This is a genomic window from Arthrobacter sp. StoSoilB5 (assembly GCF_019977235.1).
Lineage (GTDB): Bacteria > Actinomycetota > Actinomycetes > Actinomycetales > Micrococcaceae > Arthrobacter.
On record NZ_AP024646.1, the window covers coordinates 2,318,091 to 2,334,335 of the forward strand.

At 62.7% G+C, this 16,245-nt stretch carries 13 protein-coding genes and 1 pseudogene; all 14 read right to left on the reverse strand.

Translation table 11 applies throughout. The features are described from left to right. Window positions 1-86: 86 nt before the first annotated feature. The 14 genes and pseudogenes from LDN75_RS10515 to LDN75_RS10580 all read right to left on the reverse strand — a co-directional run bounded on the left by LDN75_RS10515 (window position 87) and on the right by LDN75_RS10580 (window position 15,932). Window positions 87-695, reverse strand: a complete 609-nt coding sequence (locus tag LDN75_RS10515) for an alkylhydroperoxidase domain protein (RefSeq protein WP_223937220.1) — start codon at window positions 693-695, stop codon at window positions 87-89. Further along, entirely contained in the window at window positions 692-1,360 is a 669-nt protein-coding gene (locus LDN75_RS10520) for a CMD domain protein (protein WP_223937221.1), read from the reverse strand. Before LDN75_RS10520 ends, LDN75_RS10515 begins: the two co-directional genes overlap by 4 nt. After that, complete coding sequence (locus LDN75_RS10525) at window positions 1,357-2,406, reverse strand: putative FMN-dependent luciferase-like monooxygenase (protein ID WP_223937222.1); 1,050 nt, start codon at window positions 2,404-2,406, stop codon at window positions 1,357-1,359. Before LDN75_RS10525 ends, LDN75_RS10520 begins: the two co-directional genes overlap by 4 nt. After that, on the reverse strand, window positions 2,403-4,061 hold the full coding sequence (locus tag LDN75_RS10530) for an ABC transporter ATP-binding protein (protein WP_223937223.1): 1,659 nt from the start codon (window positions 4,059-4,061) through the stop codon (window positions 2,403-2,405). Before LDN75_RS10530 ends, LDN75_RS10525 begins: the two co-directional genes overlap by 4 nt. Next, complete coding sequence (locus LDN75_RS10535; protein ID WP_223937224.1) at window positions 4,058-4,939, reverse strand: ABC transporter permease; 882 nt, start codon at window positions 4,937-4,939, stop codon at window positions 4,058-4,060. The genes LDN75_RS10530 and LDN75_RS10535 overlap by 4 nt, the downstream gene beginning before the upstream one ends. After that, window positions 4,936-5,880 carry an ABC transporter permease gene (locus LDN75_RS10540; protein WP_223937225.1) on the reverse strand — a complete coding sequence of 315 codons (945 nt, stop codon included), beginning with the start codon at window positions 5,878-5,880 and terminating at the stop codon, window positions 4,936-4,938. Before LDN75_RS10540 ends, LDN75_RS10535 begins: the two co-directional genes overlap by 4 nt. A 1-nt stretch (window position 5,881) precedes the next feature. Then, complete coding sequence (locus tag LDN75_RS10545; protein WP_223937226.1) at window positions 5,882-7,549, reverse strand: TIGR04028 family ABC transporter substrate-binding protein; 1,668 nt, start codon at window positions 7,547-7,549, stop codon at window positions 5,882-5,884. A gap of 177 nt (window positions 7,550-7,726) precedes the next feature. Beyond that, a complete protein-coding gene (locus tag LDN75_RS10550) occupies window positions 7,727-8,635 on the reverse strand; it encodes a rhodanese-like domain-containing protein (RefSeq protein ID WP_223937227.1) in 909 nt (302 codons plus the stop codon). Further along, a complete protein-coding gene (locus LDN75_RS10555) occupies window positions 8,632-10,119 on the reverse strand; it encodes an NtaA/DmoA family FMN-dependent monooxygenase (protein ID WP_223937228.1) in 1,488 nt (495 codons plus the stop codon). The genes LDN75_RS10550 and LDN75_RS10555 overlap by 4 nt, the downstream gene beginning before the upstream one ends. A 249-nt stretch (window positions 10,120-10,368) precedes the next feature. Beyond that, on the reverse strand, window positions 10,369-10,695 hold the full coding sequence (locus LDN75_RS24145) for a DUF4192 domain-containing protein (RefSeq protein WP_263422362.1): 327 nt from the start codon (window positions 10,693-10,695) through the stop codon (window positions 10,369-10,371). Window positions 10,696-10,747: 52 nt separating this feature from the next. Further along, window positions 10,748-11,401 (reverse strand): annotated as a pseudogene (locus LDN75_RS10560) (DUF4192 family protein); the annotation flags it as partial. Between the two features lie 707 nt (window positions 11,402-12,108). Further along, the gene (locus LDN75_RS10565; RefSeq protein ID WP_223937229.1) at window positions 12,109-12,381 is read right to left on the reverse strand and encodes an SDR family oxidoreductase; all 273 of its coding nucleotides are present in this window, start codon (window positions 12,379-12,381) and stop codon (window positions 12,109-12,111) included. Between the two features lie 798 nt (window positions 12,382-13,179). Further along, entirely contained in the window at window positions 13,180-14,349 is a 1,170-nt protein-coding gene (locus tag LDN75_RS10575) for a flavin reductase (protein ID WP_223937231.1), read from the reverse strand. 383 nt (window positions 14,350-14,732) lie between these two features. Further along, a complete protein-coding gene (locus LDN75_RS10580; RefSeq protein ID WP_223937232.1) occupies window positions 14,733-15,932 on the reverse strand; it encodes an IS110 family transposase in 1,200 nt (399 codons plus the stop codon). Window positions 15,933-16,245 lie beyond the last annotated feature (313 nt).

A 16,245-nucleotide genomic window follows, 5' to 3' on the forward strand; every position in this document is an offset into this window, starting at 1 on the left:
CGCCTTTGCGTCTAATCGCCGCCCGCTACGTCCCCGCGCGTACTCGATGAAATGGTCCGCAATTTTCGCGGTCCCGTCCCCGCGCGTCAGCCCAGGTTCGTGTCCTCTGGCTCGCCCAAGGACAGCATCAGCCGGTTGGCCCAGTTGAAGAACGCTGCGCCGTGGATGACATCCGAAACCTCCAGTGCGTCGAGCCCTTCGAGCTCGAGCGCACGGATGTGCGCGGCGTTCAGCTGTGGGGGAGTTTGGGCCAGTGCCTTGGCCGCGGCGGCTATCGCGTTCCACCGGGGGCCAAGGTCAGCGGAGGTGCCTTCGTCGAGGAGTCGCTGGACGTCGTCGTGGCGGTCGGAGTAGTGGGAAGCGAATCGCGCGTGCACGGAGGCGCAGAAGACGCAGCCGTTCTCCCGGGATGTAGCAGCTGCGGCCAGCTCGCGTTCGGCGCGCGGCAGCCCTTCCTTGGTGTTGTAGAAGATGTCCTTGTCTGTCCTGGTCCTTGCCCCGAGGATGTCAGGATCCCGGGCCAGCAGGCGGAAGTAGTCGCTGGAGGCTCGGGATCGGTCCACGAGCCCGTCGTATTGGCGGTCCGTAAGGTCTTCCACGGCAGGGGCATGCAGCCAGGGCACCCAACCTAGTTGCTCCTGAGTGAAGGCCTCGGGGCGGTTCAGTGTGGCGTAGGTGACTACTCCGTCAGTCATGCGTTGATCCTTACTGTCTTGGTTTCTACGACGTCTCCCGCGTCCGTGGTGGAGGTTTCCTGTGCCGTATCGCCGGCCAGGAGTTCCAACCCGGCGATAACGCGGAGTTGGTAGGCCAGGAAAGCGACGAGTTGCGAGAGCGTCACGATTCCGGTGGTGGACCAGCCGGCTCGTACCAGGGCGTCCAAGCCATCAGGCGATGCTTCCCTGGGCCGGAAGACCAACAAGTGGGCGTGTGCCAGCGCCGCCGCCAACTTTGTTCCCAACGCTTCTTCCAGTTCCGGCGCGGCGGTCCAGCGGAGGCCTGGGCGGTCCTCGCGGCGGAGCCCGGGCTCCCGGTACTCACCGTAAGGTCCCTGGGCTGCGCCGGCAGCAGCCGCCTCCCGCAGCCAAGCTACGAGGCCCGGCTCCGCATCAGCCTCTTCCAAACCCTGGCTGTAGAAGGTCGCGGCTGCCTGGTTGCCATGCAGCAGCGCCACAAACACGGCGACGGCGAAGCGTTCAGTCAGGCCCGCGTCCTCGAGTTGATCGGCATGGAAAAGAGCGAGATAGCTTGCTTGAGTGTTGTCGCGGGTGATGGGGCGCCGGTGACGCAGCGCGTCCAGGGGTGAGCCTGGGACGATCCCCAGGATGGTGTCGACGGCGTCGGGTTTGGTGTTGCTCATTTCTCTCCTTGCAGGTCGGATAAGGGGGCGGTGTCAGGCTTCCAGCCGAGCGCCGGTACCACCCCGGTGGCGGCGAGTTCGATGGAGCGAAGGATGTGTTCGTGGGGTGGATCGATGGAGTGGACCTGGAAGGACACATCGGTTGCCCGCTCCAGCGAGCTGTCACGGCTGAGCGATTCGACGACGTCCTCTACGGTTCCGACATGGGCGTCGGTGGCCGCGATGAGGGACTCCACGTCGTGGCTTTCGAAGACATGACCTTGGCGTTCGAAGTGCGGGACAATCCGGCGCAGTCCAGCTTCGGCGAATCGGAGGGCAGTGGCCCGGTCGTCGGCCACGAACAGGGTGCGGGAGGCCAGGATCCGTGGCGTGGCCCCGGCGGGTAGTGCCTCAAGGTAGGCATCGATGATGGGGTTCTGCAGTTGGTCCAAGGTTGCCCCTGCCAAGGATTGTTCGCGCGGCTGGGTCCGCGACAACATCAAGCCATCGCCGGCCCGGCCTGCACGCTCGCCTCCGCTGCTCGAGAATGTTGCCTGCCACAGCCTCTCGAGCAGTTGGGGAGCTGCCGGGTAGAGGGCATTGGTTGAGGACCGAATGTCCTTGCCGCCCCACGCCTCGGTGAGGAGCTGCAACTTTTCCGCAAAAATCCGACGGCGTTGGTCACTTTCAAGGTCGAAGGCAGCAAAGGAGGACGGTGTGCCGCCCGTCCCCACTCCGACCTCAAGCCGGCCGCCGGAGATCAGGTCCAGCACGGCAGTGTCTTCAGCCACCCGGAGCGGGTCCTCCAGCGGGAGCGTGATGATTCCGGTACCTAGCCGGATGCTGGTTGTCCGGGCAGCGGCGTACGCCAAGAAAACCAGCGGGGCCGGCAGGCCGCCTTCGGCTTCGTTGAAGTGGTGCTGTGCAACCCACGCCGTGTCAAAGCCCGTATCTTCTGCGGCCTGGATTTGCTCCAGAGCGAGCCGGTAACGCTCGGCCGGTCCGACGTCGTCGAGCAGGCGCGTGAAGAAGCCGATCCGTTTGGTGGCTTCTGCTCTGTGGGTCATTGCTTCGCCTTTCGGTTGCCGGGGATTGCCTCGATCAGATCCCGGGTGTAGTGGTGCTGGGGGTTGTCGAACACCTCGGACACGGTGCCATCTTCCACTTGCCGGCCGCCGCTCATGACCGAGACCGTATCCGCGATCTGCCGCACCACGGCGAGGTCGTGCGTGATGAAGACGTAGGTCAGGTCCAGTTCGCGTTGCAGTTCTTCCAGCAAGGTGAGGATCTGGGACTGGACGGTGACGTCCAGCGCCGAAACTGCCTCGTCCAGGATCAGGACCTGCGGGCGGAGGACAAGGGCCCTGGCAATGGCCACCCGCTGACGTTGGCCGCCGGAGAGTTCGCGTGGATGCTTGGTCAGCAGGCCCTCAGGCAGATGGACGCGGTCAAGGAGGTCCCGGACAGCCTTGGCGCGGTCCTGGCGGGAGCCCGGACCGAAGTTCAGTAGGGGTTCTTCGATGATCCGGCCGATCGTCTGCCGCGGATCAAGAGACGTGAACGGGTTCTGGTAGACGAGTTGAACGTGCTTCCGGAACTGCCGCAGGCTCTTGGCGTCCAACCCGGAGAGCTCGTGGCCGCTGATGGAGATGCTGCCCGAAGTGGGCCGTTGGAATCCCGCGAGGGCACGCGCGGTGGTGGTCTTCCCGGAGCCGGATTCACCGACGATTGCGTGGGTGCTGCCCCGAGGAACCTGGAAGCTAACGTCGTCTACGGCGCGGAACCGCGGCTGGTTCCGCCCGGAGTCGAACTCCTGGATGAGGTTGTAGACCTCCACTGTGTTCTCCCGGCCAGGCTTGGGTGCCGGGCGGCCAACGCTTGGAGAAATGGACGGGGCATCGGCCAGGAGTTGGCGGGTGTAATCGGTGGACGGGTTCGTGAGTACCTGGGTTGTGGGACCCTGCTCCTGGACCCGCCCGCCTTTCAGCACCACAACCCGGTCGGCGCGGTCTGCCGCCACCCCGAGGTCGTGTGTGACAAAAAGGACGGCTGTGCCGGTCTCGGCCCTCAGGTCATCAATGAGGTCCAGAATCCGCCGTTGAACAGTGACGTCCAGTGCGCTGGTCGCTTCGTCCGCGATGATCAGCTGAGGCTCAAGGGCTATGGCCGCAGCGATAAGGACGCGCTGCTTCATGCCTCCGGAGAGCTCATGCGCGTATTGCCCGGCACGGCGTTCCGGTTCCGGGATGCCCACCCGCGCCAGCAGGTCCAGGACCCTTTTCCGGCGCTCCGGCTTGGGAAGCTTGGTGTGCAGGCGCAGCACTTCCTCCACTTGGGCACCGACGGTGAGGACCGGGTTCAACGAGCTTGTGGGATCCTGCGGGATCAGCGCGATCTTGGCGCCGCGGATCGATTCGAGGCGTTTCTGGGACCAGCCGGCAATGTCCGTGCCGTTCAGGAGGATTCTTCCCCCGTCCACTCGGCCGTTGCCGGCGAGCAATCCGATGACGGCCTGGGCCGTGGTGGATTTCCCGGAGCCTGATTCACCCACCAGGGCAAGGACTTCGCCGGGCGAGATCTTCAGCGAAACCTCGTGGACCACCCGGCGGTGTTTTCGGTGGTGGTCAGCATATGAAACTGACAAGTTCACTAATTCGAGGACCAGAACAGCACCCGTAGGCCCGGGTGCGGCCGTAGCCAGGTCTGGCAGAACGTCGGTCATGGTTGTACCTTTCGGATCGAGTGGCTGATGCGATTGGCGGACAAAACTACGGCAACCACCACCAAACCCGGGTAGGTGGTCAGCCACCAGGACGTGGCCACATAATTCCGCCCCTCCGCGATCAGCAACCCCCACTCCGGGGTGGGCGGGGGAGCACCGTAGCCCAGGAATCCAAGAGTGGAGATGGCCAGGATGGCACTGCCGAACTGCAGGGCCACGAGTGCCAGCACCGGTCCGGCCGAGTTAGGCAGGATATGGCGCCACAGGACAGCGGTGAACGTTCCACCGCTGCCAAAAGCAGCTTCGACGAAGTCGCTGCGACGCACGCGCAGGACTTCGGACCGGGAGAGCCTGGCGAAACTGGCTACGGACCCGATGCCCACGGCTATTGCGGCGTTCACGGTGCCAAACCCGAGGATGATGATGATGCTCAGCGATAGCAGCAGGCTGGGGATCGACAACAGGACATCCACAATCCGCATGACAACGGCATCGGTAAAGCCTCCCAATGACCCTGCCAGCAGGCCGAGGAGTGTTCCCACCACGAGCCCAACGGCGACCGCTACCAAAGCGCCGGTCACGGAATTGATGGATCCGTGGATCATTCGCGAAAGGAGGTCGCGTCCCAGCTCATCGGTGCCCAGCAAGTACTCGCCGTCTGGCGGGAGGAGCTTGTCCCTGGCCTTACCGGAGATCGGGTTATGGCTGGTGAAGAGTTCGGGGGCGATGGTCCATAGGGCGACGATTCCCAGGACAAGCCAGGCAAGGAGCAGGCCGGGCTGGATCCGGGCGATGGTGAAGCGCCGCCGTGGCTTGGTGGGCTCGGGAATGCGATCCCTGGTCGAGGAAGGGGATTCCTCCAAAGTTGCCGGGCTCATGTGAGCGCTCCTGCCTTTCGCTTAAGCCGGGGGTCCAACACGGGGTACAGCAGGTCCACGGCAAGGTTGACCAGGACGAAGGCCGCCGCGGCGAGTACCACCACAGCCTGCAGCACGGCTGCGTCCTGGTTGTTGACCGCCTGTTGTGTCAGTTGGCCCACCCCATTGCGCCCGAACACGGTCTCGGTGACCACCGCCCCGCCAATCAGTTCTCCCAGCAGAACACCGGCAATGGTCAGCGCCGGAAGCACCGCGTTGCGGGCCACGTGGTGGCTCAGTACCCAGGCATTGCTTCCGCCACGCGAACGCGCGACGGCGACAAAGGGCTGGGTGCGTACGTCGTCGATGCTTCGGATCAGTACCTGCGCCAGCGGCGCCGACAAGGGGACGGCCAGTGTGGCCACTGGCAGGATCAGGCCCAGTGCCTCCGGTGGGTTGATGACGGGGATCAGCTTCAACCGGAAGGAAAAAATCTGGATCAGGACGATGCCAAGCCAAAAGACGGGCACTGAAACCAGTAGCGACGGCAGTGACTGGAGTGCGTCCCTCAGCCAGGCGAACGGTGCCAGGCTGGAGAGGAACGCGATCGCGACGGCGAGGATCACCGCGGCGAGGAAGCCGAGCCCCGCGAGTGCCAACGTCGAGGGGACGGTGGCGGCCAGTTGATCGACCACAGGCACACCGGCCTGGACCGAGTAGCCGAGGTTGCCGGTGAGAAAACCACCCAGTGAGTCAAGGTACTGGAAGAACAACGGAGTATCTGCGCCGTAGGAGCTGCGGATGTCCGCGATTTCCTGCGGGCTCAGACCCATGTCCGGGTTTTGGTACTTGATCAGCAGGGCATCCCCGGGCAGCGCTTGCAGCAGCACAAAGGCTATGGTGAACGCTGCCCAGAGCACCAAGGCAGCCTGGCCGAATCGGTTCAGGAGGTAGCGCGGCATATCAGCTCTTCTTGAGCCAGACGCCGTAGAGGCTGGGACGCCCCACGGCTTCGAAGGCGAGCCCGTGCAGGTACGGTGCGGAAGCAAACACCTGAGGTTCCTCGAAGATCGGGATGACCAGGGCTTGGTCGATGAGGTGGTTCTGGATGTCGGCAACGTCCTTCAACCGCTGCTCGGGATCGGTACGTGCTGTCTCGGCTTCGAGCAGCGAGTTGAGCTTCTCATCGACGAAGCTCTTGACCTTCTGGCTGCTGCCACCGAGCTGCAGCAAAGCGTCCCGGTTCTTCGGGTAGAACTGGCTCTTGATGACATCCGGGTCGGCGCGGCCCACCATGGCGACGGAGACCGGAGTCTTCTCAGGATCCAGGCTGTCAACGGTCTTGCTACCGGAATCGCCGGCCAGGACGTTGAGCTTGACGCCAACCTTTTGCCACTGCTGCGCCACAAGCTGCAGCACAGCCTTGTTCTGAGGCTGCGGCAGGGATTCGTATATGGTCAGGGAAAGTTGGGCTCCATCCTTGGTCCGGATGCCGTCGGCTCCAAGTTTCCAGCCCGCTTCTTCCAAGAGTTGCTTGGCCTTCTCCGGATCGTGGCCCAACTTGCCGGACAGATCCACGTAGCCGGCGGCGTCCTTGGCGAGGACGGAGGTAGCCACAGGGTAGTTCTCCGAGAAGATGGTGTCCACAACTTCATTCGTGTCTGTGGCCTTAAGGAGTGCTTGCCGGACCCGGACATCGGCCACCAGGGCATTGTCGGGACGGAAGACAATGCTGTCGTTGACCCCGCGAGTGCCCGGGGCGTAGATCTTGAAGTTCTGTGCCGCCACCTGTTTCTCGTCGTAAGCCTGAACCTGCCGGATCAGGTCGCCTTGGCCTGCGAGTAGTGAGCCGGTGCGGACGCTGTCTTCCGGCGTGACGACGATCTTCACAGTGTCCAGGTAGGCGCGGCCTTGGTGCTCCGCCTCGGCGGGTCCCCAGTTGTAGTCCTTGCGGGCGTCCAGGACCAGTTCCTTGCCCAGGACCTCGCTGGCCACCGTGAAGGGACCACTGCCGATGATGTTTCGGGCGTCACCGAGTTCGTCGTACTTCCGGTCCAGGGTGCTGATGGAAACGATGCCGGAGCCAATGGTGGCCGTGCCCTGGAGGAAGCCGGGCGAGGACTTCTTGAAGTAGAACTTGACCGTGAGCGGGTCCACCACTTCGCTGTGGTCGTAGTTGTTAATGACTTCTGAGACAGGTTGGTTCAGGGCCTTGTTGCCCAAGCCGTAGGTATCGAAGTTGCGTGCCACCGCTGCGGCATCCACGGGCGTGCCGTCAGAGAACGTGACGCCGCTGCGCAGCTTGAACGTATACTCGCTCAGCTCGGCGTTACTGGTCCAGGACTCGGCAAGCCAGGGCTCAATCTTGAGCGTTTCAGGGTTCTGAAAGGTCAGCTTGTCCGTGATCTGGTTGAGGACGCCGCCGTTGGGGTAAAACCCTCCCGACGGCGGATAGAGGTTGGTATGGGCCTGCTGCTCAAGGTAGATAAGCGTGCCACCTGTGACTGGAGTGCCGCCGCCGTCGGAAGGGCTCGTGGCCTCAGGGCTGGAGCCGCAGCCGGCCAGGACGGTTGCCAGCGCAAGCGCGGCTATGCCTGCCGAGATGGCGCGGACAGGTTTGAGGAAAACCATGGAAGTGCCTCTTTCAAATGAAATGGAGTGCGCGGCGGGACCGCGCATGGGAGCGATGTCAGGACGCCTGACTTCACTGTAGGAGGGGCAAAATGCGCTGCCGAAGTCGAGCGACATCAGCGGTCACTCCGGTTCGCATTACGCAAAACCGGGTCACGCTCCGCAATGGAAAGCAGGTTACTTTCCAGCTGTCGGAGCCGGTTCGGCGGAAGCTGCAGCGGACCACGCGGACCAGGAACCGACGTACAGGGACGCATCGAGGCCAAGCGTGGCGAGCGTGAGGACCTTATGGGCGGCCAGCACTCCGGCTCCGCAGTAGGTCCCGACCGTTGCACCGGTCGTTAGTCCTGCATCAGCGGCCTGGGCACGCAGTACTTCGGCGGGAAGCAGAAGGCCGTTGTGGTCAAGATCGGTGCTGCTGGGTGCGCTGTGCGCTCCAGGGATATGGGTCGCGGGTCCGTCCGGGCTCGCGGAAAAGTGTCCTGCTTCCCTGGCGTCGATGAGTACGCCGGAGGAGGAAAAGACTGCGGCGTCCGCGGTGCTCAGAGTGGGTAGGTGTCCCTTCCCTGACGGGCCGAATGGCTCCAGGGTGATAGTCCCGGGATGTGGATGTGGGCGGGAGATGCTGGTTGAAAGACCTTGGCGCAGCCAATGCCCGTAGCCGCCGTCGAGGACCTTGACGTCGGTCAATCCCGCCCACCGGAGTACCCACCATGCCCGCGCTGCGGAAAGCCCGTGGCGGTTGTCGTAGACGACGATCCGTGAATCATCATTGATGCCGTAACCCCGGAGGGCATGCTGAAGGGTATCCAACTCCGGAAGGGGCAGCGCGCCGTCGGAGGCGGGCCGGTGGGTGCCGGCGTCAGCGAGGACAGTGGCCAAGTGGACGTAGTGGGCGCCTGGCAAGTGACCGGCGTCGTATTCTGCCTCAGGGTCCGCCAGCCCGGGCTGGAAACGAACGTCCAGCAGGACAGGCGGCTGCCCGCCGGATAGTTGTTGTGCCAGGTCTGTGGCGCTGATGAAGTGGTCGTCCCGGAAGTCGGCCTGTACAGCGTCAGTTGCCGGGAGCTGACTGGCGGGGCTCATTTCGTCACTCCCGCACTGACGGTGGCGTCCGTCGTCGAACGCTTTTCACGCGGCTGTGATTCCCCCCGCTCATGTACGTTGGCTGGAACAGTCAGGCCGAGGTGGTCGCGCAGGGTGGTCCCTTGATACGCCTCCCGGAACAGGCCCCGGGCCCGAAGTTCGGGTATGACCCCGCGGGTGAACCGCTCGAACTGGTCGCCCAGATATGGGGTAAGTACATTGAATCCGTCGACGCCACCTTCTTCGTGCCAAGTCTGCAGATAATCCGCCACCTGCACGGGCGTGCCTACCACGACGCTGTAAGGCACAAGCTGGTTGACCAGAAGATCGCGCCAGCGCACCGGCCGCTGGGAACCGGGAACCCGCCCAGACCTACGGGCGACCAAGTCGATCAGATCCCGGCCGCGCGGGCTGAAGCCCGCGGCATCGGCAACTGAGACTTCTGCGTCCAGATCGAAGTCAGCTGCGGGAAAGCCCAGCGTATCGTTCAAGGCGGCGAGGCTGCGGGTATCCGGGAAGCCCTCCCGCCCGTCATGCGGACCGGGGGACACTGGCACTCGGGACACCAGGAAGTCATGAATATCCCAGGCTTCCTCGACGGTCGCGCCGATGATGGGCAGAACGGGGGTGAGGGTCTTGACAGCCTGTGGGTCCCGACCCTTGGCGGCGATTTCCCGCCCCAGCGCGGCCGTTTCAACGGCGGCCTCGGCGATACCGGAAAGTCCCAGCAGCGCCAGGTCCGCGCGGGAGTGAACCAGTTCCCTGGACCGTGTGGAGGTGCCCGCATGTACTAATGGCACGTGCCCCTGGATCGGTCTGAGGACATTCAGCGGCCCGGCCACTGGATGGTGCTCGCCTTGGAAATCGGCTCGGTGGAGTCTGTCTGGGTTCAGATATGTCCCGGATTCCTGATCTGCGACGAGGGCGCCGTCGCCCCAACTGTCCCAAAGCAAACGCAGTGCATCGATAAGTTCCTCTGCGGAGTCGTAGCGCTGTTCGTTTCCCCAGTGTGCCTCGCGACCGTGGTTGGCAGCGGCTCTGGGCTCGGCTCCCGTCACGATGTTGAGCCCAAGCCGTCCGCCGCTGAGACGGTCGACGGAGGCACTGGTACGTGCCAACGTGTAGGCGTCTGAATAGGTGGCGTTCACCGTGGCGATCAGGCCGATGCGGGAGGTCACTCCTGCCAGGAATCCGACAGCGCTCAGCGGCTCAATGCGGGCTGCAAGGTAGGGATCGCGAAATTCCAGATCCGGGCCGGTAGCCAGCCAGTCACCGAAGAAGATGTAGTCCAGTCCGGCACGTTCAGCCTCCAGCGCAGTGGCCCGGATGACCTCGGCGTCGTCATGAGGATCGTGGTGCGCGCCGGGGTATCGCCACCCGCTGGGGTAGGCCCCAACGGCCCGGAACATGGCGCCGATGATGATGTGCCTTCGGTTGGGCACCGCGGGATGGACATTTTTGTGGTTCGCGGGAGAACTGGTCATAGGCCGAAGCTAGAAGAGGTGGCTCCCTCGCTGTGAATGCTACTTAACAGCCCTTAGCGCGGGGTCACTGCGGGACATCTAACTTCACGAAGGTGTGATCGGCGGTGCGTGAGCCTCAATGGCACGGTTTCGTACCCGGAGATATCACCGTTTGAGATACCACCGCGCCAAGCGGCGCAGCCGACACTGGGTAGACTCCCCCCGATCGAGATACTTGCGTGTTCGTGCTGCGCCGGGTGATTGTGCACGCTAGGGCATGTCGAGGTGGGTTTTGTAGGCGGTGTTTTGGGTGGTGTTCCAGCCGGCGATGATGCCGGCTCCGAGCATGTGGTCGGTGAGGCGTGCGAAGCGGTAGCCGGGGTCGGTGTCGAGGGCGAGTTGGAGGTATTGGTGTGCTTTGGATCCTGGTCCTTGCCACCAGTTGATGTAGCCGATGGTGGTGAGGCTGGGGGCGGCGTGTTGGGGGCTGGTTCTGGTGTAGGCGTGGAGGAGGAGTTGTTTGGCCCATTTCGATGCGTGACCAACTCGGTGCTGCCTCGGTTTGCGCGAAGAGGATACGTTCGGGGGGTTCGTCAATGCCTGGGATGTCGGCCATGAGCCGGTCTCGGATGTGCGGGACCTGGTAGTAGGCGAAGAGCTTCAGGACGTCCTGGTCGCTAGGGTAGTCCTTGGTTTTGAGCATGCCGGCCCAGAGGCGGTGGGCGTCTTGGATCGCTGCCGATGGCGGGCGTCTCAGGATGGTTTGCAAGTAGTGTTCGACGGCGGTCGCATCCTCTTGCTTGTGGGCCGCCGGTGGGAGAGTTACCCGGTTGGTAGGTTCGATGGTGCTGCCGCGGTAGATGAATTCGGCGTTGAAGTGACTGTATTCGGTGGTGCCGATCGGAATCCCAATGCTGTCACCGGGCGTCGTGTCGTACGGGGAGTAAGTGGTGTCGGTGACGTAGATGCCGTCACGGATGGTGATACCTTCTTGGGCGAGGACGCCGGTGAGGGCCGCGATGGTGGCCCGGTGCGGACGTGCCTCTCCTGGCCCTGGAACTTCGGATGTGTAGAGGGCGAAGACGATGCCGTTCGCTCGTTCGTCGGTGGTGAGGTAGGCGGCTACGGTGCGGGCAAAGTGCATTTCGTGGCCTGGTTGTTTGGGGAGGTCTATGCGGAGGGTGGCGCCGACTTTGTCTTTGTCGAGGGTGATGCACACAAGGCTTTCCTGTGGCCAGAAGCCGAGGGTATGGCCGATGAAGCTGAGCAGGTCGGCGGGGTCCTTGATGGTAAGCGCATTCATTGTCCTGTTCCTTTTTGGCTTTGTACTTTGCTTGTGGCGGTTGGTTTCGTAGGTCGTTCTGATAACCAACCTGAGCACTGAAGAGGGGCTGGAGTGCAACGTGGGGACCGGGACGGAAATTGCGTGAGGCACGAAACGATGCACTAACGCCGAGCAAAGAATCCGTTGCGTGGCTCACGCGTACGCATCCGAGTGGCACGGAGACCGCGCACAGCGATGATTGAGATATCTGATTGACAAAGAGCGGTGTTGTTTCAGATCGTTCATGGACATCTCAGGGATTCACCGCATGACTCGCCGACCCTATTCCTCAGCTCAGCGGGGTTTGGCAGGGTGGGATCGTCCCGAACTGTGAGGACGGTGTCCTGCCCGGGTGCAGACACATGCGCCGCTATCGGCAAGGTAGCGCTGGCTATGCTGGGCGATGGCGCCAAGAATGGGTACTAACGTCCAGGGAAACTGGAGCCCAATAGGACACACGGTGCTCTGTTGCCATCCGCGGCTCGGGCGATCCGATGTGCTACCGGCTGCCTCAAAACATGCTCTTACTCGTTCGGCTCCTGGGTTAGCGCCTGAAGCTTGCTGCCGTCTTTCAGGAAATGGGCAGCAGACTTGCCGCCCCGACTCGACGGTCACCCAGTCCAGTGCGCGACCGCGATTGGCAATCGGGCACGTACCTTCGCCTTGGCATTCTTGACGGGCCGACCTCAGATCATTTGGCCAGCGTCGGCGAGTCGGGTGCTGTCAGTAATGAAACTGGGCGAGTCGCTGGCGTAGAACAGGACGACTCGGCCAATGTCGTCGGGAGGGCCCATCCGGGCAATAAGGCTGTTCGTCAGCACCGCGGCTGCGTCGCTCTCCTCGTTCAGCGAACGAGCTGCGGCCGCCGCCATGTTTCCCTCCGTGGGTACGAATGTTGGCGCAACGCCGCGAAGGCGGACTCCCAGTGGCGCGAACTCAAGCGCCATCTGCTTGGTCATTGTCCGTACAACATGTTTGAACAGCCGTACGCCGACAGACCGGGCGCTGTGCCTGTGTCTGCAGTGGAGGCGATGTTGATGATCACTCGACCGCGCGAGTCGACTGTAATTTGGCGCTCCGCTTTGCGGGAGCCATTGAAAACGCCTCGCGTATTGCCGGCGAACACTCTCTCCCAATCAGCTCGAAGCCAGGGCCTCAAACCAGCGGACGACGGAAAACCGTCGCAGCAAGCCACGCGACCATATTCCGGTAGTAAGGCTTAGGTTCCTAAGAAGTTCGCGAAACAAAGTTTTTCTGTTGCCTGAAGCACCACACGCCGTACGGCTCGGGGCGCTCGGAGACCTGACCCGCCGCGTTCGCAGCCCGGTCAACAGCGGCCGAATCGACGCTCGAACCGTTGGCCGCCGGCGAACTATCGAAAGGCAAACGTATTGGTCCCCGGGGGGCCACTTACCGTCTCGATCAGGCTGGGTCAGCAGCTGAGTGTCCCCAGATCAACAGCGTCGTGAAGCACGAACTGCCCCAAGTTGCCATCCGGTTTGCCTAGCGTGCCGCGACCACAGTTTCTGTGACCCGCGAAGCGGCCAAGGCCGTCCGCGCAAGTACAGTCGGCCAATGCGCAGGACGCCGCGAGTGCCGGGCCCTGCCGCTCATCTACGAGCAGGCACGAACCCATTGAGAAACCCGGAGCGGGACGATCCATCCGGAAATCGAGAGATGGCCGCATGTTCATTGCCGCCAAGGGCCGCGGACATGCCGACTGTCCCGAATGGTGAGTTGGTGCGTTTGTGACAGGACTATTCAAGCAGCCGAGCCGCGTCGGCGGCAAAGGACAGTATGCGTTGTGCCCACGCTTCCACCGTGGTGCCAGGCACACCCTTGGGTGGGTAAAGCAAGCGCAGGATCAGTTGGGGTTCACCTTCCCGCAAGTGGATTGGGACGGTGATTGTCGCGACGTCGTGGCTCGCCGTCTGGTCAAGTTCACCGATAGGGAAATATCCGGCTGACTTAACGATGCGCTGGCTGATTTCACGCTGCTTGGCAGGAAGTTGATCTCCTGCCCCGTATTCGCCGATAGCAGCCTCAAGCTGGTCGCGCCTTCCAGGTGCGTCCAAGGAAAGCGACCACCCTCGTTCGTGAGCTTCGGCCAGTCGCTGCCGAAGGGTGAGAAGTTCTTGTTCCGTTGCGCCGAATGCCTTCGAGATCCAGCGTTGCTGTTCTTCAGGCGCCGACCAAGCGATGAAGGCATCGCCCAACGGCGGAATCAACGGATAGTGGGAGCCCAGGGGCGAGATGATGTCCGTGTCGGCGCCGACCGCGGACAGTACAGCGACGGCGTCGTCGCCTTGCCGGGTGAAGAGCGTGATCTCGCCCCCGATCTCGAAAGCAAGTGATTCAATCTCGGAACGCAAGGTTTGAGCGCGAGCGATTGTGGGGGCGAGGTCTTGATCGGCGCGGATCATGAAGGACCCCATGGCGAATCCGCCGTAACCGCCTTGAAAGAACACAAGGGGTGCGATGGATCGATGAACGTTCAGATCCTCGACAGCGCACAGGACGATGTAGTGGTCCCCTCCCTCAACTACCTGCTCGATTTTGCAGTCGATGGAAGCAACAATGTCAGCCAGGATGGGCGCCCCGCCCTTTGAAAGTTCCCACGCCTCGTTCTTGAGCTTGTCGGCTTGCGGCTTAGCCAGCCGCCGACAGAGTTGTTCCTGATCGTGGGCAAGTATGTTGATGGCCAGGGATTCGGCAGTGCGAAGTTTGTCGAATGTGAAAGAGGTCCGGGTCGGCATGAAGGCTACCAACGGTGGCTCCAGCGACACTGACGTGAATGTGCCAACGACCATCGCGCAGGGTTCGCCGTCGTCGGCGATACCGGTGACTGCCGTGACACCGGTGGGGTAGTGTCCCAAGACCTCGCGGAATCTGGTGGGATCAAGCGATCGACTCTTCGTATCAGTCATTGTCGTCTCCTTGTGGTTCTACTCGGTCGGAGTTTTCCCGGGAGCGTCGATGCTCCCGACTCCGGGGGTTGTCTCGTCGCTGGCTATGCGTAGAGCGTGTTGGGCTGTGTGCTGATTAGCCATGACGGGGATCCTTCGTTTGTGCACAGGCGCTTCTTGGGTGCCCTTCGCTGAGATTCCAGAGGCACACATATGCGGATAACGGGGTCCCTGCGACTCGGCATCATCAGCAAGATGCCTCAACCATTTATTGCAATATTCATGCGATCGTCTCTATTTGATGAATACCGTAGCACGGAGATGTGCACCAAACAAGTGTTAGGGGCGGTCGACCACGAGAACCTCCGTGGTTGGTTTGCGGGGGGGTGTCCCTATGCTTTTGGTCAAGCGGCCAGTGCGGGTTTTTCCTCGAAGAGGGTGCCGTGTTTGAGCATTGAGTAGATGACGTCGCAGCGGCGCCGGGCCAGGCAGATGACGGCGGCGTTGTGTTTCTTTCCCTGGTCGCGTTTCTTTTGGTAGTAGGCCTTGGACGCAGGGTGGTGGCAGCTGGCGATCCAGGCGGATCTGAAGAGAGCGTTTTTGAGTTGCTTGTTCCCCGAGCGGGCAGGGAATTCACCGCGGATCGAGGTCCCGGAGCGTCGTGTCACAGGGGCTATGCCGGCGTATGCGGCGAGGTGCCCGGGAGTGGTGAAGGTGCCGGCGTCGCCGATGGTCAGGAGTATCGTCGCTGCGGTCTTGATGCCGACTCCCGGCATGGACATCAAGACCCGGGAAAGAGGGAAGTCATCGAGGAGCTTTTCAACTTCTTCAGCCACGATGGCTCGCTGGTGTTTGAGTTCCCTAATCTGGGCGGCGACGCGAGGGATGACCAATTCGACCGCTTCGGTGCCGATCACGGTGACCGTCTGCTCGCTCAGTGCCGTGAAGATGGCGTCAACCAGGTTCACCGGATCCTTGCGGCTGTGGTTCCTGGTCCAGCGCAGCACGTTGGACCGTCCGGCGGCCCGCAGCCCGGTCGGTCCGGCGTACTTGATGAACATCTCCAGGACCAGGGACCGGGTGAGCACGGTTCCCGGGAAGACGCGCTCCAGTGCTGGGAAAATCTGCAGCAGCAGAGAACGCAGTCGGTTGATCGCCCGGGTGCATTCATGGGTCAGGTCAGCGTCGAATCCAGAGAGCACCTTCAAAGCCGCGAGTACTTCGCTGTCCCGGTCAACGGCCCGCAAGGTGTGCGGCATGGCGCGGGCCGTCTCGGCGATGATGAACGCATCCCGCGCGTCCGTCTTGGACTTTCCCGGGTACAGGTCAGCGGCTTTGCGCATTGCCAGGCCGGGCAGATAGGCAACGGTGCATCCGCAGTCCCTGGCCACTGCTATTGGCAGGGCGCCGATGGTGTTGGGCTGGTCCACGATAACCAGCACCCTGCCGTGCTGCTGCAGGCCGGTGAACAGCTCGCGCAGCCGCGCCTCGTCCTGAGGCAGCGGCTTGTCGAAGACCCGTTCACCGGCTGCATTCAAGGCCGCGGCGTGATGCTCGGATTTACCGACATCCAGCCCGCAGTAGATCTCGTATCCTTCGTCCATCCGGCGCTCCTTTGCACCACTCATGGCCGCAGTCACGACACCCGATGCTGGCACCCACGTTACAAAGAGACCTGACCCCGTGGAAGGAGCCGGCCGTGTCCCTATCAGCAGTCAACGTGTGTCTCCGAACCTGGCGACAACACCCCCCGGATCATTGGTGACAGGGCAAGAAAGTCATACCAGGTCCAGCGACCCCGTCCCCGGCTTTCGGGGGCGGAATAAATGTAACGGGGGGGAAATCGCCGCTTACCGACGGTGACGAGCATCTCTGGTTCCGAATTTCGGGATGCCTGAACGCAAAGGCGTTGGTTTG